Origin of the sequence: Rheinheimera pacifica (genome assembly GCF_900108485.1) — a bacterium.
Classification (GTDB): domain Bacteria; phylum Pseudomonadota; class Gammaproteobacteria; order Enterobacterales; family Alteromonadaceae; genus Alishewanella; species Alishewanella pacifica.
This window is the reverse complement of record NZ_FNXF01000002.1, coordinates 425,348-445,656: the sequence shown is the minus strand read 5'-3', so window position 1 is coordinate 445,656 and position 20,309 is coordinate 425,348. Positions and strand designations below refer to the sequence as shown.

General features: G+C 50.3%; 19 protein-coding genes. 8 read left to right on the top strand and 11 right to left on the bottom strand.

What is annotated here, in order from left to right:
• Window positions 1–295, top strand: a 295-nt coding sequence (locus tag BLW68_RS04495; protein WP_143039918.1) for a transposase, incomplete at its 5' end; no start/stop codon positions are given.
• A gap of 74 nt (window positions 296–369) precedes the next feature.
• Here BLW68_RS04495 and glyS read toward each other — a convergent pair.
• The 6 genes from glyS to BLW68_RS04465 all read right to left on the bottom strand — a co-directional run bounded on the left by glyS (window position 370) and on the right by BLW68_RS04465 (window position 6,510).
• A complete protein-coding gene (gene glyS / locus BLW68_RS04490) occupies window positions 370–2,427 on the bottom strand; it encodes a glycine--tRNA ligase subunit beta (protein WP_092790630.1) in 2,058 nt (685 codons plus the stop codon).
• On the bottom strand, window positions 2,427–3,347 hold the full coding sequence (gene glyQ, locus BLW68_RS04485) for a glycine--tRNA ligase subunit alpha (RefSeq protein WP_068237157.1): 921 nt from the start codon (window positions 3,345–3,347) through the stop codon (window positions 2,427–2,429). Before glyQ ends, glyS begins: the two co-directional genes overlap by 1 nt.
• 158 nt (window positions 3,348–3,505) lie before the next feature.
• On the bottom strand, window positions 3,506–4,153 hold the full coding sequence (locus BLW68_RS04480; RefSeq protein ID WP_092790628.1) for a hypothetical protein: 648 nt from the start codon (window positions 4,151–4,153) through the stop codon (window positions 3,506–3,508).
• Window positions 4,143–5,312, bottom strand: coding sequence for a flagellar assembly protein T N-terminal domain-containing protein (locus tag BLW68_RS04475; protein WP_177172156.1), 1,170 nt, complete (start codon window positions 5,310–5,312; stop codon window positions 4,143–4,145). Before BLW68_RS04475 ends, BLW68_RS04480 begins: the two co-directional genes overlap by 11 nt.
• On the bottom strand, window positions 5,312–5,770 hold the full coding sequence (locus BLW68_RS04470; RefSeq protein WP_092790624.1) for an LPP20 family lipoprotein: 459 nt from the start codon (window positions 5,768–5,770) through the stop codon (window positions 5,312–5,314). Before BLW68_RS04470 ends, BLW68_RS04475 begins: the two co-directional genes overlap by 1 nt.
• Window positions 5,758–6,510, bottom strand: coding sequence for a flagellar basal body L-ring protein FlgH (locus BLW68_RS04465; RefSeq protein ID WP_218141297.1), 753 nt, complete (start codon window positions 6,508–6,510; stop codon window positions 5,758–5,760). The genes BLW68_RS04470 and BLW68_RS04465 overlap by 13 nt, the downstream gene beginning before the upstream one ends.
• Window positions 6,511–6,672: 162 nt before the next feature.
• Here BLW68_RS04465 and BLW68_RS04460 point away from each other — a divergent pair, with 162 nt between their 5' ends.
• Complete coding sequence (locus BLW68_RS04460; protein WP_177172155.1) at window positions 6,673–7,215, top strand: winged helix-turn-helix domain-containing protein; 543 nt, start codon at window positions 6,673–6,675, stop codon at window positions 7,213–7,215.
• A 49-nt stretch (window positions 7,216–7,264) separates the two neighbouring features.
• Here the strand turns inward: BLW68_RS04460 and gyrB are convergent, their stop codons facing one another.
• From gyrB to dnaA, 4 genes are read right to left on the bottom strand one after another with little or no spacing between them, the layout of a single operon-like run.
• Window positions 7,265–9,682 (bottom strand): DNA topoisomerase (ATP-hydrolyzing) subunit B, encoded by a 2,418-nt coding sequence (gene gyrB / locus BLW68_RS04455; protein ID WP_092790693.1) that lies wholly within the window; start codon window positions 9,680–9,682, stop codon window positions 7,265–7,267.
• Window positions 9,666–10,784: a DNA replication/repair protein RecF gene (recF, locus tag BLW68_RS04450; protein WP_092790620.1), complete on the bottom strand. Its 1,119-nt coding sequence runs from the start codon at window positions 10,782–10,784 to the stop codon at window positions 9,666–9,668. Before recF ends, gyrB begins: the two co-directional genes overlap by 17 nt.
• A 2-nt stretch (window positions 10,785–10,786) precedes the next feature.
• Entirely contained in the window at window positions 10,787–11,890 is a 1,104-nt protein-coding gene (dnaN, locus tag BLW68_RS04445) for a DNA polymerase III subunit beta (protein ID WP_092790618.1), read from the bottom strand.
• Between the two features lie 12 nt (window positions 11,891–11,902).
• Complete coding sequence (dnaA, locus tag BLW68_RS04440) at window positions 11,903–13,273, bottom strand: chromosomal replication initiator protein DnaA (RefSeq protein ID WP_092790691.1); 1,371 nt, start codon at window positions 13,271–13,273, stop codon at window positions 11,903–11,905.
• A gap of 439 nt (window positions 13,274–13,712) precedes the next feature.
• On the opposite strand from dnaA, the gene rpmH reads away from it, so the two are divergent.
• The 6 genes from rpmH (at window position 13,713) to BLW68_RS04410 (ending at window position 18,914) form a co-directional block, all read left to right on the top strand.
• Window positions 13,713–13,850 carry a 50S ribosomal protein L34 gene (rpmH, locus tag BLW68_RS04435; protein ID WP_068237138.1) on the top strand — a complete coding sequence of 46 codons (138 nt, stop codon included), beginning with the start codon at window positions 13,713–13,715 and terminating at the stop codon, window positions 13,848–13,850.
• An 18-nt stretch (window positions 13,851–13,868) separates the two neighbouring features.
• Window positions 13,869–14,237, top strand: coding sequence for a ribonuclease P protein component (gene rnpA, locus BLW68_RS04430; RefSeq protein WP_068237135.1), 369 nt, complete (start codon window positions 13,869–13,871; stop codon window positions 14,235–14,237).
• The gene (gene yidD / locus BLW68_RS04425) at window positions 14,192–14,455 is read left to right on the top strand and encodes a membrane protein insertion efficiency factor YidD (RefSeq protein WP_082694829.1); all 264 of its coding nucleotides are present in this window, start codon (window positions 14,192–14,194) and stop codon (window positions 14,453–14,455) included. Before rnpA ends, yidD begins: the two co-directional genes overlap by 46 nt.
• Before the next feature lie 3 nt (window positions 14,456–14,458).
• Entirely contained in the window at window positions 14,459–16,096 is a 1,638-nt protein-coding gene (gene yidC, locus BLW68_RS04420) for a membrane protein insertase YidC (protein ID WP_092790616.1), read from the top strand.
• A gap of 106 nt (window positions 16,097–16,202) precedes the next feature.
• A complete protein-coding gene (gene mnmE, locus BLW68_RS04415) occupies window positions 16,203–17,579 on the top strand; it encodes a tRNA uridine-5-carboxymethylaminomethyl(34) synthesis GTPase MnmE (RefSeq protein ID WP_092790614.1) in 1,377 nt (458 codons plus the stop codon).
• A 321-nt stretch (window positions 17,580–17,900) separates the two neighbouring features.
• Window positions 17,901–18,914, top strand: coding sequence for an aldo/keto reductase (locus tag BLW68_RS04410; RefSeq protein ID WP_092790612.1), 1,014 nt, complete (start codon window positions 17,901–17,903; stop codon window positions 18,912–18,914).
• 146 nt (window positions 18,915–19,060) lie between these two features.
• Here the strand turns inward: BLW68_RS04410 and BLW68_RS04405 are convergent, their stop codons facing one another.
• Window positions 19,061–20,245, bottom strand: a complete 1,185-nt coding sequence (locus BLW68_RS04405; RefSeq protein WP_092790609.1) for a YbfB/YjiJ family MFS transporter — start codon at window positions 20,243–20,245, stop codon at window positions 19,061–19,063.
• Window positions 20,246–20,309: the final 64 nt, after the last annotated feature.

The following is a 20,309-nucleotide window of genomic DNA, read 5'->3' as shown; positions in this document are numbered from 1 at the left end:
GATTAAATCCTGGCGCAACAAATGGCAAACGCTATCAGCCTATTTTAAATACCCTGACTACGTCAGAACGGCTATCTACACCACCAATGCCGTGGAAGCCGTGCATCGCCAGTTCCGTAAACTGACCAAAACCAAGGGCGGATTCGCCAATGAAAACAGTTTGCTTAAGCTGCTTTATGCCGGTATCTTGCAGGCATCTGAGCGTTGGACACACCCGGTGCAAAACTGGAATCTGACGCTGTCACAGCTGTCGATACACTTCGAGGGGCGCTTAGACGCTCATATCGACCTGTGACCAAGCTGACACAGAATATTGAACACCCTCAAAAAAAAGGAGCCGAAGCTCCCTTTTTATCAATTAATTAAAAATCACTGCAGTACGGAAATATCGGCTACTTGCAAAAACAACTCGCGCAATTGCTTTAACAGTGCCTGACGGTTGGCCCGCACGGCGGCGTCATCAGCATTTACCATTACTTTGTCGAAGAAGCTGTCGATAACATCCCGCATTGACGCCAGGTGCGCCAGGCCTTCGGCATAGCTATGCTGGCCAGCCTGATAGGCTTGCTCCGCCACTATGGCGCTGTACAGCGCTTGCTCGGCCTCTTCCTGTAATAAAGCGCTATTTACCGTAGCAGCAATATCACCCTCTACTTTAGCCAGTATATTCGCAACCCGCTTATTCGCTGCGGCTAAGGCTGCCGCGGCGTCCAGCTTACCGAACTCTGCTACCGCCTTAACACGACGGTCAAAGTCCGCCGGGTTAGTTGGCCGGCGCGCTAATACGGCCTGGATCACATCGACACTGTAGCCTTCGGCTTCATACCAGGCACGGAAACGGCCGAGCATAAAGTCGAGTACTTCTTCCGCCACTTTGGCGTTACTCAGCTTAGTGCCGAAGGTTTGCTGGCTAAAGGCGATAATATCCACCAGATCCAACGGCAGCTGTTTTTCTACCATAATACGCAGCGCACCAATGGCAGCACGGCGCAGCGCAAACGGGTCTTTGTCGCCTTTCGGCGCCTGACCGATACCGAAAATACCGACTAAGGTATCCAGCTTATCGGCAATGGCAACAGCGGCACCTTCTAACCGGCTTGGCAGCTGGTCACCAGCAAAACGCGGCATATACTGTTCATTCAAAGCCAGTGCTACGGCTTCGCCTTCGCCATCCAGCCGGGCATAGTGCATGCCCATAATGCCCTGTACTTCGGGGAACTCGCCGACCATATTGGTCATTAAGTCCGCCTTCGACAGTAAGCCGGCCCGCTCGGCAGCGGCTTGCTCGGCGCCAATTTTCGCGGCAACAAAGCCAGCAACTTTACTGATACGCTCTGACTTTTCTGCCAACGTACCCAGCTGCTGCTGAAACAGTACCGTTTTTAAGCTGTCTAAACGCTGTTCCAGCTTTTGCTTGCGGTCGGTATTAAAGAAGAACTGCGCGTCAGACAAACGCGGCCGTACTACTTTTTCGTTACCTTCAATAATTTGCTGCGGATCTTTACTGGCAATATTGGCGACAAAGATAAACTTATTTAGCAGCTTGCCGTTTTGGTCCAGCAACGGGAAGTACTTCTGGTTATCTTTCATAGTAGAAATTAACGGCTCGGCCGGCACCTGCAGGAAGCTTTGCTCAAAGCTGCCCACTAACACCACCGGCCATTCTACCAGCGCCGTAACTTCTTCCAGCAAAGCATCGTCCATCAGCGCTTTACCGTTAAGGCCGGTTGCAGTTTTCGCTACCTCTGCGGCGATAAAGGCTTTGCGTTCGGCAAAATCTGCCACCACAAAAGCGTTACGCAGCGTTGGCAGATAGTCATCCGCATGCGTAACCGTGACTTTTTCCGGTGCATGAAAGCGATGGCCGTGGGTCTGGTTGCCACTAACGCGGCCCAGAATCGTCGCTGGTACCACGTCTTTGCCGTACAACATAATAATGGTGTGCACCGGGCGGATAAACTCAGCAGTAGAGTTGCCCCACCGCATTGGTTTGGCAATTGGTAATTTCGCCAGTGCCTGCTGCACCACTTCCGGCAGCAAAGTTACCGTAGCGGCGCCCACTACTTTAGCTTTATGCAGCAACCAGGCGCCTTTATCGGTTTCCAGCTTTTCCGCCTGTTCTACGGTAATACCACAACCGGCAGCCCAGCCCTGGGCGGCTTTAGTCGGTTTGCCATCAGCATCATAGGCACTGCTTAATGCCGGGCCACGTTTTTCAACCACTTTATCGGCTTGCTGCGCAGTTAACGCATTAATACGTACTGCTAAACGACGCGGTGCGGCATACCAAAGTACGTCAGCGTGGCTTAATTCCAGTTTGGCCAGTTCGGCACTCAGGTTGTCAGCAAAGGCGCTGGCCAGCGTTTTTAATGACTTGGGTGGCAGCTCTTCGGTGCCAATTTCAACAAAAAAATCTTGCACGCTCATTATGCCTCCTGCTTGCTGCGCTGGTTGTTACATAGTGGGAAACCCAGCTTCTCACGCGTGGCGTAATAGGCTTCTGCACAGGCTTTAGCCAGTGCCCGCACGCGCAGAATATAGCGCTGGCGCTCGGTTACCGAAATAGCATGGCGTGCATCGAGCATATTAAAAGCGTGCGAGGCCTTCATTACTTTCTCGTAGGCAGGTAAAGCCAGGCCTTGCTCAATTAAGTACTGGCTTTCTTTTTCGCACTGGTCAAAGTAGCTAAACAGCGCAGCAACGTCGGCGTGTTCAAAGTTATACGTGCTCTGCTCTACTTCATTCTGGTGGAACACATCGCCATAAGTTACCCGGCCCAGTGGGCCGTCGGTCCATACCAGGTCGTAAATAGAATCGACGCCCTGAATGTACATCGCTAGGCGCTCTAAACCGTAGGTAATTTCGCCGGTAACCGGGCGGCACTCTAAGCCACCTACCTGCTGGAAGTAAGTAAACTGGGTGACTTCCATACCGTTTAACCAGACTTCCCAGCCCAGACCCCAGGCGCCCAGCGTTGGCGATTCCCAGTTGTCTTCAACAAAGCGGATATCGTGTACCAGGGTATCAATACCCAGTTCACGCAGCGAGCCTAAATACAGCTCCTGAATATTGTCCGGAGATGGCTTTAAAATCACCTGAAACTGATAATAGTGCTGTAACCGGTTTGGGTTTTCACCATAGCGGCCATCTGTTGGCCGGCGGCACGGTTGCACATAGGCCACGTTAGTGGGTTCCGGCCCCAGTGAGCGTAAAAAGGTCATAGGGTGGAAAGTACCGGCACCTACTTCCAGATCCAGTGGCTGCACCAATACACAGCCCTGCCGCGCCCAGTAATCCTGTAAGGCCAGTATTAACCCCTGGAAGGTTTTAATATCGTACTTATGCATGCGTAGTGACTCACTGAAAAAATGACTGGAAAGTATACTTGGTTGTGGCGGCGATCTGTAGGGTCAGAACCGGCTTTTGGCAAAAATGTTAGCAGCCCGGTTGAGGTTATTGCAGGATTGGGGGCCGCAGTGGCCCCAAACAGATGAATTAACTGCCGTTAACTACTGGCAGGGCGTACTGTAGCCGGGGTTTTTGCTGCTGTTGCTGTATTACCAGTACTTACATCCGCAACATCGTCAGCGGCAAACAGCTGCTGAATATACTGCGACGGGCTTTTACCCATTACGCTGGTCAGGCCCAGGTTAACAAAAGAGGTGGCAACACCCACGCCGCCACCCCAGAAGGCGCCACCGGCCACTTGCGAAATATAACCCATATCATCGCCGGTCCAGTCGCGGTAGTACTGGCTTACCAGCGGAATATGCTGCAGCGGGTTAATAATATCCAGCGCATCAGCAAGGCCTGGTGCATTGCCATCAGCAAAGGCTGTTGGCGTAGGATCTGCCAGTTCTGCAGCCGCTGCGGCAGCTTGCTCCGGTGTGGGTTCCAGTGCTGCCTGCACCATGCTTTGCATCATATTTTGTGTTAACGCTGCAAACATTGCGTCCGGGCCGCTCATTGCTGTGGTATCGCTCTGGCCGCTTAGCATGCTTACCAGTTGGTTAACTTGCTGCTCTGCGTTTTCACTGTTGGGGTCCAGCGCCGAGTTCAGGGTTTGCATAAAGTCAGCATTGTTATCACTTTGTGCTGTGCCGTCACTTAACCAGTCTGTCATGGTGTTAAACATATTGCCGTTAATTTGCATATTGCCTCTCCCTCACACTGTCTAGTTGCACCTGATCCCGCACCTGCACCGGAGCCAGATAATGAGATTTAACCGCCCGTGTTTCTGCATGGTCCGGATACACCCGCACCACCTCAAGTTGGCTGTCATTTTCTGCGGTTACCGCGTAGCTGTTACCCCAGCTGTCGGTAAAGCTGTCGCTATGCAGCAAGCTGAACGTATCTCCCGGCTTTATCCCCTGTCTGGCGCCAACGCTGATAGTTATGTTGCTCCCCGCCACCCGGATAACCTGCGCCTTCACCCTTACACAACTCAGCGCATTGGCAATATCATCTACCGCCTCATACACCAACCGTTGCACTTCAAGGCCAAAATCGGCGCGCCACAGCTGATCGCTGGCGGGGTTTACTTCGGTGGTAATAGCAAAGGGCCACTGCACGCGGGTTTGGTATTGTTTAGTTTGGATCAACCGGCCACTTGCGCCGTCAAGCACACTGACTTCCAGTGCAAACTGACGCACCCAACGCTCTTTTTTTAATAACCCCGCCGCCTGACGGCCAAAAGCCAGATTACGTAACCGCCCGGCGACAATAAACTGCGCCTGTGCCGATTCCGCCATATAACGTAGTTGGTGCTGGGCGGTACTATGCTGAAATTGTTCAGGCGCAAATAACGGCTCGCTGCTGATGGCTTTCACCAGAAAATCGGCCGGGCTGCGCTGAATCGCCGTATGAAAGCGGCTGGTTATTTCTTTATTCAGTTCATTATTGCCCAGCGCAACCTGAGTCGCTCCGGCCGACAAACTAAACGGGGTTAGTACCAGCGCTTTTGCTATACTGCGATCGTCACATAAATTTACCTGCGGCCAGACGTCGGCCTTCAGTGTTATTGATAACTGACCGTCACGCTCATGCTCTTCCTGAATAATAATTTGCGATACCGGCACCGAGGAATGCAGCGTAAACAGCTCTTCGGCCAGGTCCTGCTGGCGGAATAACTCCAGCGCAGCCAGTGATACATCGGCCTGCAGCAACACTTCGCGCAACGCCTGCTTTGCTGCCTGTCGTCGTGCCAACTGGCGGTTATCATCAAAAATTACCGCGGTGCCGCTGCCGCTGTACCATTCGGCCTGTATATTAAATGTCAGTAACACTGCCAGTAGCAGCCAGAATATACGCATCAGCGCCACCATTTCTGCCGGGGGCTGGCCGGGGTTAAACTAGCCTGCGGCAGTGTAATTAAATTAGCCGTGTCCAGTTTTAGCCGGGTAACAAACAACTTGCCGTCTACTGTCGCTTCAATCAGTTCGGCCCCTTTTATCACGCCCTGCACCTGGCTTTGCACAGTATCCTCGAGCAGCACTGACTGTTCGGCGCTGGAGCTGGCGGTTAACTTTTTGCCGTACAGCTGCTCCGCCAACTGGCGGTACGCGTCCTGACGCGACGCCGCCATAGCCAGCAATAACTTGTCTTCATAACTGCTGCCGGGCTGTGATTCCACCACAGCATAGCCGGTTGCTTCCAGTATCAGCGTTTGCTCTGGCGGCTCCAGCGTATACCGGATGGTGCGCTCGTAGCTGCAGCCACTAAGCAGCATCAATGCTACGGCCAGCAACTGGCGGCGGTTTAAAATGGCCATAGCTCAGGATTATTCAGTTTTTCGGTTAACCAGCCCAAACGCTGGCTATCAGCCAGCGCGCCGGTACCGGAATATTCAATGCGGGCGTTGGCAATTTTGGTCGATTTAATTTTGTTATCTTTATCGACATCTTTGGCCCGGATAATTCCGGTTAACCTTATGAATTCTTTACCGTTATTAATAAGCATCCATTTGTCGCCACGCACCAGCAGATTATCGTTATTCAGCACCCGCATTACCGTTACAGTAAGCTCGCCTTCAAAGTCGTTACTTTGGCTGGCTGAACCATCCCCTTTAAAACGCTGATCCTGGCTTAGGCCCAGGTTGACTTCTCTACCGGCAATTTTCAGGTTACCGCCAGGGATTTGGATTGGGTCCAGGTTATAGTCAGAGCTTTTCTTCAGTTCGGTATTACCCTTTTTCGTCGCCCGGGTAGATTCCGACAATTGCACCGACACTATATCGCCGGCTTTAAAATGCGAGCGCTCAACATACAAACTGTGCAGCCGGTCGGGGTTAAATAATGAGCCATTTCTTTTTAGCGGCATCACTTCCGGCTCGGGTTCGAGCGCAGCGTAGTACGGATCATCCGGATCCGGGCTGTCCAGTTTTGACACCGGTAAACCAGCTGCCGGTTTTACTCTGTCCTCCAACCCGGCAGGTGGTGCCGTATCATTAAAAGCAGAGCACGCCGTTAGTGTATTTATGCTTAGCAGTAAGCCAACAAGATATTTGTTCATCGCCATTATTACCTTAACCGAGCCGTATTCAGCCAGCATCAGGTTAGCGAAACAATATGGAAAAATTATGGAAGAATTCGGGAAAAGAGTTAATAAAAGTAAAATACCCTTCACATTATTCAGTTTTCATTCATAGTATTGTTTTCGGGAGGTGTGATGATAGTGACAGATAAAACGGATAATCATGAAGGCGCACAGCTTTCACAGAAAGCGTTTTTGCTGGTATCGCTGCTGGAACAACAGGTGCGCAAATCTGATATTCCACCAGATCTCTATCAGCGTATGGCTGCACAGATCACCGAATTAAACGGCGTACTTGGCGACTTAAGCTCGCATTTAAAGGCCCTGGCTGGCCCGGCTAGCACTATTATTGCACCTGCCAGCCCGCAGCCACCGCCACTGTTAGTTATGGATACTCTGCGCTTTACGCTAAGCTCGCCGCAGCAATCGGTAAAGCTAACTAAACTGGAATTTAAGTTTCATCAGTTAATGGCAACCCACCCCAGGCAGGTATTTAGCCGTAGCCACTTAATTGACAGCAGCTATACCGACTATGCCGATATTTGCGAACGCACCATAGATTGCCATATTCGTAAACTGCGCGCCAAACACCGCCAGCTCTACCCCAAGCTGCGTTTTATCCACACTATGTACGGTGTCGGTTATTATTATGCCGAATCGGAAGTTAGCACTGAGCAGAAATAAAAACGGGCCCGCAGGCCCGTTTTTGATCGCACATCAGACTTCCGTCAAATTACACGTCCAGGTTAGCTACGTAGAGCGCGTTCTCTTCAATAAAGGCACGGCGTGGTTCTACGTGGTCGCCCATTAGCGTGGCAAACAACTGATCGGCGCCGATGGCGTCTTCAATCGTTACCTGCAGCATACGACGGCTTTGCGGGTCCATGGTGGTTTCCCACAGCTGGTCCGGGTTCATCTCACCCAGCCCTTTATAGCGCTGAATATACAGGCCGCGTTTTGATTCGCTCATCAGCCAGTCCAGCGCTTCCAGGAAAGTCTCTACCGGTTTGATCTTCTCACCACGGCGGATATAACCACCTTCTTCTACCAGATCACGGATGGCATCACCTAAAGCAGCAATGCTCAGGTAATCACGCGAGGTAATAAAGTCGTAGTGCAGCAGGTATTCGTTGTCGATACCGTGCTGGCGAATAATCACTTTTGGCAGGAACAATTGACGCTCGCGGTCTTCATGCACCACATAGCTGTAGCTTGAGCCGTCGCCTTCTTTGTCATCTAAACGCTGCACCAGCGTTTTCGCCCACTGCTCGCTGTACTCGGCCGATTTTGCCTTTGCAACATCTAATGCCGGTACGTAGATCAGCTCGTTTAACAGGTTGTACGGAATTTTCCGCGTTAACCGCATGATAGTGGCTGACACCTTGTGGTACTGGCGTACCAGAGTTTCCAGCGCTGCACCACCAATGCCCGGCGCTTCTGCATTAACATGCAGTGAGGCTTCGTCCAAGGCCAGTGTGGTCAGGTATTCTGTTAGGGCGGCTTCATCTTTAATGTATTGCTCTTGCTTGCCCTTTTTCACTTTGTACAGTGGTGGCTGAGCAATATAGATGTAACCACGTTCGATTAGCTCTGGCATTTGACGGTAGAAGAAGGTCAACAGCAGCGTACGGATGTGCGAGCCGTCGACGTCAGCATCCGTCATCAGGATGATGCTATGGTAGCGGGTTTTATCCGGGTTGTATTCTTCACGGCCGATGCCACAGCCCAGCGCAGTAATAAGCGTACCTACTTCCTGCGACGACAACATTTTGTCGAAGCGGGCTTTTTCTACGTTCAGAATTTTACCCTTCAACGGCAGTATCGCCTGGTTTTTGCGGTTACGGCCCTGCTTGGCAGAACCACCCGCAGAGTCACCCTCTACTATGTATAGTTCAGATAACGCCGGGTCTTTTTCCTGGCAGTCGGCCAGTTTGCCAGGTAAACCAGCGATATCCAGCGCGCCTTTACGGCGGGTCATTTCACGCGCTTTACGCGCTGCGTCACGGGCACGGGCAGCATCGACAATTTTGCCAACGATAATTTTGGCATCGCCCGGGTTTTCCAACAGGTATTCGTTCAGCTTCTCGCCCATTACGCTCTCTACCGCTGAGCGTACTTCGCTGGAAACCAGCTTGTCTTTGGTTTGCGAGCTGAATTTCGGGTCTGGCACTTTTACGCTGATAACAGCCGTTAAACCTTCACGGGCGTCGTCACCAGAGGCCTGTACCTTCATTTTTTTGGCGTAGCCTTCCTGCTCAATATAAGTATTTAATACCCGTGTTAAAGCACCGCGGAAGCCGGCTAAGTGGGTACCACCATCACGCTGTGGAATGTTGTTAGTAAAACAGAACACATTTTCCTGATAGCTGTCGTTCCACTGCATGGCCACTTCTACCGAAATGCCGTCGTCGCGCTGATCAGTAAAATAGAATGCCTTGGGGTGCACGCTGGTTTTTGTACGGTTTAGGTACTGCACAAAGGCTTCAATACCGCCTTCATATTTAAAGTGGTCTTTCTTGTCGGTGCGCTCGTCGGCCAGAATAATACTAACGCCAGAGTTTAAGAACGACAGCTCACGTAAACGCTTAGCCAGAATATCAAAGTGGTAGTTGATATCGGTAAATACCGTTGGGCTTGGCCAGAAACGAATGGTAGTACCCTTGTCTTCTGTTTCACCAATTACCGCTAATGGCGCTTGTGGTACACCCAGATGATAAATTTGCTGGTGTACTTTGCCAGCCCGGCGAATGGTCAATTCCAGCTTGTCAGACAGGGCGTTAACTACTGATACACCTACGCCGTGCAAACCACCGGATACTTTATAGGAGTTATCGTCAAACTTACCACCGGCGTGCAGCACTGTCATAATAACTTCAGCGGCCGATACACCCTCTTCGTGCATGTCGGTTGGAATACCACGGCCGTTGTCGCGCACGGATACTGAACCGTCGCTGTGAATGGTTACCCAAATATCAGAACAGTGGCCAGCTAAGGTTTCGTCGATAGAGTTATCAACGACTTCAAATACCATGTGGTGTAAGCCTGAGCCGTCATCGGTGTCGCCGATGTACATGCCCGGTCTTTTACGAACTGCATCCAGTCCTTTTAATACTTTAATGCTCGAGGAATCGTAGTTATGTTGTTCGGCCATCGTCATCTGTCCGTGCTGTTAGCTGCCCGTGTTCCACGTGAAACATCGCCAGTTGATCGGCGGTGATAAAAGGTGAAACCTGTTCAGCGTTAATTGCAGTAATAAAAACCTGTGAGTTAATATCGCGTAAATAGCTAAAAATCTGCCGGGTTGACTCTTGATCTAACTCCGACGCCAAATCATCGATTAACAACAGCGGTTGTTTCTGGCCGTTGTCACGAATTACGTTGTTTTGCGCAATTTTAAGCGCAAATAATAACACTTTTAACTGACCACGGGATAACACTTCTTCTGCTGCCCATTGGTCTTTTTTAATCTTTAAATCGGCTTTTTGCGGGCCATACTGGGTAAAACCCATACGGCTGTCCTGGCTAAAGCTTTGCTGCAACAACTGCAGCAGTTCTGCCGGCTGGGCTATTTTTTCTGGCCAGCCTTGCTGCAACTGAAAACTAAGCTGTTGCATTAACTCATCGCCGTTAGTTAGCTGGCGAAACGCTGCTTCCAGTTGGCTCACATAGTGCTGGCGCAACTGCTGTAGCTCAAACGCCAGCAATACAAATTGCTGATCCCAAAACTCGAACTGGCTGTCGTACTGGCGGCTGGTTTTCAGTAAAGCATTGCGCTGCTTTAATACTTTATTAAACCGTAACCAGCTATCGAAAAAGGCAGGTTCCACGTGGAACAATCCCATATCGAAAAACTGTCGCCGCTCTTTGGGGCCACCAAAAAATAACCGAAAGCTGTCTGGCGTAATCAGCTGCACCGGCAACAAGCTGGCAAATTCAGCCAGGCGATGAACATTAGCGCCATTAAGCCGCAGCACCAAATCGCCCTGTTTGTCGCGCTGTAAGCCTAAACTGTGCACCTGTTGCTGCGCTGACACCTTAGCATGAATAACAAAGGCATCGGTATCGTGCTGCACTAAACGCTGCGGCCGGCTGGTACGAAATGAGCGGCCATGAGCCAAGTAATAAATGGCCTCCAGCAAACTGGTTTTACCGCTGCCGTTCATACCAATAATTAAATTAAACTGAGCATGCGCGCTTAACGACACTGCCGTCAGATTGCGAAACTGACTGGCGCTAACTGACAACAGTGACATAGTTACAGGCGCATTGGCATAACAACGTAAGAAGCACCAATATTGCCAACACCCTCTACCAGCGCACTGGAGTTAGCGTCGTTCAGGTGCAGCACCACTAAATCGGTGGCTAAGGTATTGAGTACATCCAGCAGGTAACCCACATTAAAGCCGATTTCCAGGTTGTCGCCCTGGTATTCTACTTCAATAATTTCTTCAGCCTGCTCGTGCTCAGGGTTGTTGGCCACAATTTGCAGCTCGCCACTGGTAAGCGTGAAACGTACACCACGGTATTTTTCATTAGATAAAATAGATGCACGGGTACAGGCATCTTTTAATACGCTGCGGTGCGCAGTAACCAGCTTATTGCTGTTACGCGGCAATACCCGGCGGTAATCGGGGAAGCGGCCGTCAATCAGCTTACTGCTAAATACATAGTTGCTGTCAGTCAGGCGAATATGGTTCTGGCCCAGGCTCAGGGTAATAAGCTGATCATCGCTGGCCAGTAAGCGCATGACTTCAAGCACGCCTTTACGCGGAATAATAATTTGCTTTTGTTGCGCCGTCAGGCCCGGCAAATCAAGGCCGCTTAACGCCAAACGGTGGCCGTCAGTAGCTACTGCTTTTACTGCGCCGTTATCTACTTCAAACAGCAAGCCATTTAAGTAATAGCGCACATCCTGATTCGCCATAGAAAAGGCGGTGTCGTCTAATAATTTGCGCAGCTGCATCCGGCTCAGCTGAATGTCTACCTCGCCCTGCCAGCTTTCCAGGTTAGGATACTCAGACGCACTTAAGGTAGATAACGTAAATTTGGTTTTCCCGCAGGTAAGAATGCAATTATCACCCTGCAGCTGTACGCGAATGTCTGAACCTTCCGGCAGGCTGCGGCAAATATCCAGTAATTTTTTTGCTGGCACGGTAATACGGCCGGGGCTTTGAACGGTAAGGGCGTCAGTAGTGGCCACCAGCTCCACTTCTAAATCGGTGCCGGTAAGTGACAAGCTTGCTTCCGTTACTTCCAGTAATACGTTAGATAAAATAGGCAGCGTATGGCGGCGCTCTATAGCACCAGACACCATTTGTAATGGCTTAAGTAAGGCGTCTCTGTTGATAGTAAATTGCATGACCAAGTCCCTTTACGATGACAAAGTACGGATTAAATTCTGGAAGTCTTCTTTTATTTCGTGTGTTTCTTCTTTTAGCGACTCGATTTTACGACAGGCATGCAGCACTGTAGTGTGATCGCGCCCGCCAAAAGCATCGCCAATTTCCGGCAAGCTATGGTTGGTCAGCTCTTTTGACAACGCCATCGCCATTTGCCGCGGCCGTGCCACCGAGCGCGAGCGGCGCTTAGACAATAAATCGGCCACGCGGATTTTATAATACTCAGCCACTGTTTTCTGAATGTTTTCAATGGTAACCAGTTTATCCTGCAGCGCCAGTAAATCGCGCAGTGCTTCACGGACAAAGTCGATAGTAATAGGCCGACCGGTAAAGTTAGCGTTAGCAATAACCCGGTTTAATGCACCTTCCAGTTCGCGTACGTTTGAGCGCAGGCGTTTGGCAATAAAAAACGCCACTTCTTCGGGCAGGCGAATTTGGTTTTCGTGCGCTTTGCGCATCAAAATAGCCACCCGGGTTTCCAGCTCTGGCGGTTCAATGGCAATGGTTAAGCCCCAGCCAAAACGCGATTTTAAGCGGTCTTCGACACCGTCAATTTCTTTCGGGTAACGATCGCTGGTCAGAATAATTTGCTGGTTGCCTTCAAGCAGGGCGTTAAAGGTATGAAAAAACTCTTCCTGTGAGCGCTCTTTATTGGCAAAAAACTGAATATCATCAATAAGCAGTGCATCAACCGAGCGGTAATAGCGCTTAAACTCTTCTATCGCATTGTTTTGTAAGGCTTTTACCATATCCTGTACGAAACGCTCAGAGTGCATATAAATAACTTTAGCATCCGGCTTTTTCGCCAGTATGCCATTACCTACCGCGTGTAATAAGTGGGTTTTACCTAAACCGGTACCACCGTAGATAAACAACGGGTTGTAAGCGGTGCCGGGGTTATCGGCTACCTGGCTGGCTGCGGCGCGCGCAAGTTGGTTAGATTTACCTTCAACAAAATTAGTAAAGGTGTAGTTAGCGCGCACATTACTGGTAACGATCGTTTTAGGCGCTGGCTCCGGCACTTCTTTAACTACCCTTTCGGCCTGAGGCGCAGCAGCAAGTGCCGGGGCCGGAGTATTTGAGCGGGCTTTATTACTCTGGCTTGAACCTACGTCAAACTTCAGGCGTGGCGCGTCATCACCACAGTAGTCGTGGATCAGTTCCATGATCCGGTTCAGGTACTTCTCGCGCACCCAATCCAGCACAAAGCGGTTTGGCGCGTATAAGGTAAGCCCTGTGTCAGAACTGTCAGCTTGCAGTGGGCGGATCCACATACTGAAATGCTGCGCGGGTAACTCGGCTTGCAGCGCTTGCAGGCAATTTTGCCAAACGGACTGATACACCATATCTCCTGAAGCCTTAGTTATTATGATTAAAAAGGCTGGCGTAAGTTAACGAAGCGCACATTATGGTACTATCTTATCCACAACTTCAATATTGACTTTTGCAAATTAACGCATTAGCAGAAAAATTAACTGTAATAGATTGTTTTATATCACCTAATTTCTCTTATACCTTTTCATAATACCACTGCTTTTTGCCCGAATAATTTAAACTAAAAGCAAAATAACTCACACTTTATTCAGAGCGCACCCGCTTGCCTGTGGAAAACTTTAGTGAAAACAGGATCAGAGATGATCGCAGCGCAATAAAACACAGGATCAGATTGACTTTAAGCCGCAGACTACTTAAAATTCGCGCTCATTTTTGTCAGCTGCGTTTTGGTATATTTACTAAAACACAGAAACCTTTAGTAAATATTTCGACCGGACGGATGAAATTATGAGTAAAAGAACTTTTCAACCAAGCGTATTAAAGCGCAAGCGTAACCACGGTTTCCGTGCACGTATGGCTACCAAAGGTGGTCGTCAGGTATTAGCGCGTCGTCGTGCTAAAGGCCGTCAGCGTTTATCAGCTTAATTAGCTGCTAACCGCTGCGTGGTCAGCTTGAAATTCGGCAGGGAGTTACGACTGTTAACTCCCGGTCAATTCGATAACGTTTTCCAACTTCCTTTTCGGGTTTCTTCCCCGCTGTTCACCATCCTGGCAAAAGCCAATCATCTGCCTCATCCCCGATTAGGCCTTACTATCGCAAAAAAACGTGTTAAATTAGCCGTGCAACGCAATCGTATCAAGCGCTGCGTGCGTAACAGCTTTCGTTTGCATCAACATGAGTTGCCTGGTGTCGATTTGGTACTGATGGTAAAAGGTGATATTAGCAATACAGCTAATGATGAGTTACAGAGGCAACTGGAAAAGTTATGGCGCAAGATCGCTCGCCAGTACACCGCTTCGCTGTCAGCATAGCCTTAACGCTGCTGCGCGGTTACCAAAGACTGATTAGCCCACTATTTGGGCCTAGCTGCCGTTTCCATCCGACTTGTTCACATTACGCTATTACTGCGATAGAACGCTTTGGCATACTAAAAGGCAGTTGGTTAGCAGCGAAACGTTTATTAAAATGTCATCCCTTACATGCAGGCGGTGATGATCCTGTTCCTGAAAAGCACAATGAGAAAAGCTAAGCCATGGAATCACAACGTAGTTTATTAGTTATTGGCCTGGCACTGGTCAGTTTTTTACTTTGGCAACAGTGGAATATCTACACTGCGCCCAAACCAGTAGCCCCGGTAACGCAGCAAAGCCAAAGCGCTGGCGGCAGTTCTGCTGACTTACAGCTAACCACCGCTGATGCCGAACAACCTGCCACTGCAGTAGCCGCTGCGGCGCGCACTATCCGTATCAGCACTGACGTGCTGCAACTGAGCATTGACAGCCGCGGTGGCGATATTGTTGATCTGCAATTGCCCGAGTTTGAACTGAATAAAGGTGCCGGTGATGCTTACCCATTAATGCGCCGCCTGCCAGGTTTTGAGTATGTGGCCCAAAGTGGCCTGATTGGCCGTGATGGCCCGGACGACAGCCGTAACCCCCGCCCGGTGTATAGCAGCGCACAAAACAGCTATACGCTGGCCGAAGGTGCAACCGAGTTAGTGGTACCTTTGCTGTTTAACCATAACGGCCTGCAAATTGAAAAACGCTTCACCTTTACTGCCGGCCAATATGATGTCCGGGTAGAATATTTTATTCAAAACCAAAGCGGCGAAGTTAAAACGGTACAGCCATATCAGCACCTGGTGCAAACTATCGATAACGGTGAAAGCAGCAGCATGATGATGCCAATTTACCGTGGCGCGGCTTTCGGCACTACCTCAGAGCGTTACAACAAGTACGACTTTGATGATATGCAGAAAAAGAACCTGCTTGAAGCCACTAACGGCGGCTGGGTTGCCATGCTGGAGCACTACTTTGTTTCTGCCTGGGTGCCTGATCAACAAGCCGACAACCAGCTATATAGCATGGTGCGTAGCGGCCAGGGCGTTATCGGCTCTAAGGGCCCGACAGTAAATATTGAACCGGGTGCCGAAACGACCTTAAGCAGCACTTTTTACGCCGGCCCGAAAAATCAGGACAACCTGGCAAAACTGGCCAATGGTTTAGACTTAACAGTCGATTACGGCTTTCTGTGGTTTATCTCACAACCGCTGTTCTGGTTACTGACCACCATTCAGGGCTTTGTGGTGAACTGGGGTCTGGCCATTATCTGTATCACGCTGATTGTTAAAGGCGCCATGTACCCGCTGACGAAAGTACAGTACGAATCAATGGCGAAGATGCGTAACTTAAAGCCGAAGATTGAAGAGCTGCAGGCACGCTACAAAGATGACCGGCAGAAGATGGGCCCGGCGATGATGGAGCTGTATCGCAAAGAGAAAGTTAACCCTATGGGTGGCTGCTTACCGATGATTATCCAGATGCCAATTTTCCTGGCACTGTACTGGGTATTTGTTGAAAGCGTAGAGCTGCGCCACGCGCCCTTTATGTTGTGGATTGACGATTTATCCGCGCTGGATCCGTACTATGTATTACCGGTGTTATTTGGCGCCAGCATGTTCTTAATGCAAAAGCTAACGCCGATGCAGGTAACTGACCCAATGCAGCAGAAGATTATGATGTGGATGCCGGTGGCGTTCTCGGTATTCTTCCTCTGGTTCCCAAGTGGTCTGGTACTGTACTGGTTTGTCAGTAACCTGATCTCACTGGCACAGATGCTGTATATCTACCGTGGTATGGAAAAGAAAGGCTTACATACTAAGAAAGCCTGACACCTATACAATCAGGCCGGAACCGGGTGTTCCTGCTCTGGCCAATAACAACACCATCAGCCTGTCAGCATGCCGCGACAGGCTTTTTCCATTAAGAGGCAACCCCATGTTTACTACCGACACCATCGCCGCTTTAGCCACCGCACCGGGCCGCGCCGGTGTGGGTATTATCAGGATCTCCGGCCCCGACACCAAAGCCGTGGCTCAGGCTATCCTGCATAAGCTGCCTAAACCACGCTACGCTGAATACTTACCGTTTTTTGATGGCCAGGCTAAGGTGCTGGATCAAGGTATCGCCCTGCTCTTCCCAGGGCCGAATTCGTTTACCGGCGAAGATGTACTTGAGCTGCAGGGCCACGGCGGCCCGGTATTACTCGATATGCTGTTAAAACAGGTGCTGGCGCTACCCAATGTACGCATTGCCCGGCCGGGTGAATTTTCAGAGCGGGCTTTTTTAAACGACAAGCTCGACTTAGCACAGGCCGAAGCCATTGCCGACTTGATTGACGCCAGCAGCGAACAAGCCGCGCGCAGTGCTATGCAATCACTGCAAGGTGAGTTTTCTCACCGTATTCATCAGCTGGTAGAAAAAGTCATTCACCTGCGCATGTATGTTGAAGCAGCGATAGATTTCCCCGATGAAGAAATCGACTTTTTATCTGACGGCAAAGTCGCCGCTGACTTGGCTGAGATTATCGAAATTCTTTCCACAGTAAAAAAACAGGCCACTCAGGGCAGCATTCTGCGCGAAGGTATGAAGGTGGTAATAGCCGGCCGGCCTAATGCCGGTAAATCCAGCCTGCTAAATGCCTTAGCCGGCCGTGAAGCCGCTATTGTTACCGAAATTGCCGGCACCACCCGCGACGTGCTGCGCGAGCATATTCATATCGATGGCATGCCGCTACATATAATCGACACCGCTGGTTTACGTGACGCCACCGATCAGGTAGAGCAAATAGGTATAGAACGGGCGTGGAAAGAGATAGAGCAGGCCGACCGTGTGTTGTTTATGGTCGACGGCACCACCACCAACGCCACTGATCCGCATGATATCTGGCCCGACTTTATCGACCGCCTGCCAGCGAATTTGGGCGTAACGGTAATTCGCAATAAAGCTGATATTACCGGCGAGATGCTCACGCCAGAGTCGACAGCAGACTTAAGCCAGAAAGCACCGGTGTATCGGTTATCGGCTAAAACCGGTGCCGGTATTGATGCACTGCGCGAGCATTTAAAACAATGTATTGGTTTTGATGCCAGTACCGAGGGCAGCTTCCTCGCCCGCCGCCGCCATTTAGACGCGCTCGACCGCGCCGCCGAGCACCTTGCTATTGGTCAGGAGCAACTGCACAGCTATATCGCCGGCGAAATCCTCGCCGAAGAGCTGCGGCTAACCCAGCAGCACTTAAATGAAATAACCGGTGAGTTTAGTTCGGATGATTTACTCGGTAAGATTTTCAGCTCGTTTTGCATCGGTAAATAAATCTGCGGCAACAACACCTCAACCACGTCTAGCGCCGGGCACCGTTACAAAGCACAAACCAGCCGCAGTTTGGTCAATCGTGGTGATAATTGGCAAAATTTGCCGGTGATAAAACAGCGCTGTCCCGTCTATTTATGCCTTTACTTCCAAAGTGCCTGGAATGCTTAACGTCTACTCAGAGCCAAGCTTTTGCCCTATAACTATATACGTCCGGCAATGAAGCGGGTCGCTCTTGCCTCAGGTTTTCGGGCAAGAGGCAACTCTAGACTATGGCTGAACTAAAGAGTTCGCATCTGGTTAACTAACTTTAAGGTATTGATTATGAGTATTAAAAATATTCTTCCTGGCAAACTGGGGTTTGGCGCCGCCCCGCTTGGCAATATGTTCCGCAATATTCCGGAAGAAGAAGCTGTTGCCACAGTGGCGGCGGCCTGGAACAGTGGAATCCGTTATTACGATAATGCTCCTTTCTACGGGGCTGGTTTAGCAGAAATTCGTATGGGTAATGTGCTTTCTCAATACCCTCGCGAAGACTATGTAATTAGCAGCAAGGTAGGGCGTGTCATTCTCGATGAGATTGAAGATGTCAGTGCCCGCGATCTGGGAGAAAAAGGTGACGTATTCAAATACGGCCGACCAAATAAAATCGTCAATGACTATTCTGAAAATGCCACATTACGCTCCATTGAAGACAGCCTGAAGCGTCTGAATACCGATTATCTTGATATCATCTGGGTTCATGATGTGGCTCAGGATTTCTTTGGCGATGAATGGCTCAGCTACTTTGAAAGTGCCCGTAAAGGTGCATTCAAAGTCCTTGACCGTTTACGTGATGAAGGTGTCATCAAAGCCTGGGGTCTGGGCGTTAACCGCGTTGAGCCGATTGAGCTACTGCTTGATCTTGACGGACCACGTCCAGATGGTTTCCTATTGGCGGGCCGCTATACGCTATTGGATCATGACCGCGCACTACAACGTCTGATGCCTGAAGTAACGAAACAAGGTCTGGGTATAGTCGCCGGTGGTCCTTATAGTTCTGGCGCACTGGTTGGTGGGCCTAACTTTGAATATGCGCCAGCTACGCCAGAAATTCTGCTAAAGGTAGCAAAAATTAAAGCTATTGCCGACCGTTATGGCGTCAGTATGAAATCAGCTGGCCTGCAATTTGCGCTGGCAAACCCTGCAGTTGCAGCTGTGATCCCGGGAGCCAGCAAACCAAGCCGTCTCGCTGAAGACAGTGCAGCCCTTGAAGCTATAGTCCCGGCGGATTTCTGGAAACAGCTTCGTAATGACGGTTTGGTCAATCCTGCCGCACCGCTGCCAGTCGACAAGTAGCAGGAAGATTTAACATTGCAAAAGCTTCAACATTTATCAACTTACCGGTTAGGGCTGAGGATGAGATATCTGTGCTTTTTCAGGGCATTTATGAGGATGGATTAGAGGCTCTGAGAAAACACTTTACCAACAATTAGTATGTTAATTTAAGTTTTTGCGGCATCCAACTGCTGCGCGGTGTTGTCCGTTGTTATCAACACCGCAATCAGTAATGCCCCCAAAGCAACAAACCCAGCTGCCAGATACAAGCCAATATCATACTGGCTGGTGGCTTCGGCCAGATAACCGGTAAGGGCCGGAGCTATTACCTGGGCACTGCCGTAAGCCAGTGTCATTTTGCCCATTAATTTCGCCGGTTTACTTGGGTACAAGCGCCCTGCCATGGTCAGCACTAAACTGACCACGCCAACGAAAGTGGCGCCAAACAATGCTGCGCTTAGCAACACTGCCGTTAACGAGCTAAACCATAGCGGCAGCAAAATAGCGGCACTTTGTGCCAGCAACGCCAGCATAATGGCTTTCAGATAACCGGTTTTACGTGCGATTAAATCCCACAACAATACAGCCGGTGCTGCTGCTAAACCTAAAATGATAAAACTCAGATTACCGCTACCGGTTAAACCCGGCATACGCTCGACAATGGTAACGATAAAGGTAGCACTAATAACATAGCCGTAACCGGCGCAAAAATAGCTGGCCAGCATTAGCCGGATAAAACGCTTTGCCGGTGGCGTGTCGGCCACGCCGGTCTGCCTGGTTAGTGTTGTTTGCAGCGGCTTTGGCAACCAGAGCCAGGCCGGAATGGCCAACACCACGCCGAACAAAGCTAAGTACTGCCACTGGGCGCGCCAGTCCAGCTGCAGGCTTAGCATCAGCTCTACCAACACCGCAGCAAGTGCAATACCAAAGCCCAGACCGGCAAAGTGGATACCCAGCTCGGCCCGCTGTTTGTGGCTTAACAGCCAGTGCATAATCAGGCCGGAGGCAATCAGCATAGAACAGGCGCTGCTTAAGCCCGCCACAAAGCGCCAGAAGGACCACAGCCAGACGTTATCGGTTAACGCCATACCAAGGGTGCTTAACACAGCTAAGATCAAGCCAAGCCGGTACAGGGTATCTTTTAGTTTAAGATTACTCAGGCTGGCCGCCAGCAAAGCACCGGCCATATAACCCAGGTAGTTAACGGCTGCCAGATAACCGCCACTGGCGTCATCCAGCACGTTTTGCTGCTGCATTAGCGGTAACAGCGGCGTATAGGCAAAACGGGCGACACCCAGGCAAAGTAACTGGCTGAAAAACCCGGCCAGCAATACATAGAAACGTTGCGGCATAATGTTAGCTGTGGTTGTCAGAGTAATAACCCCGCAAGGCGAAAACATCAGCTTAGCGCAAGTA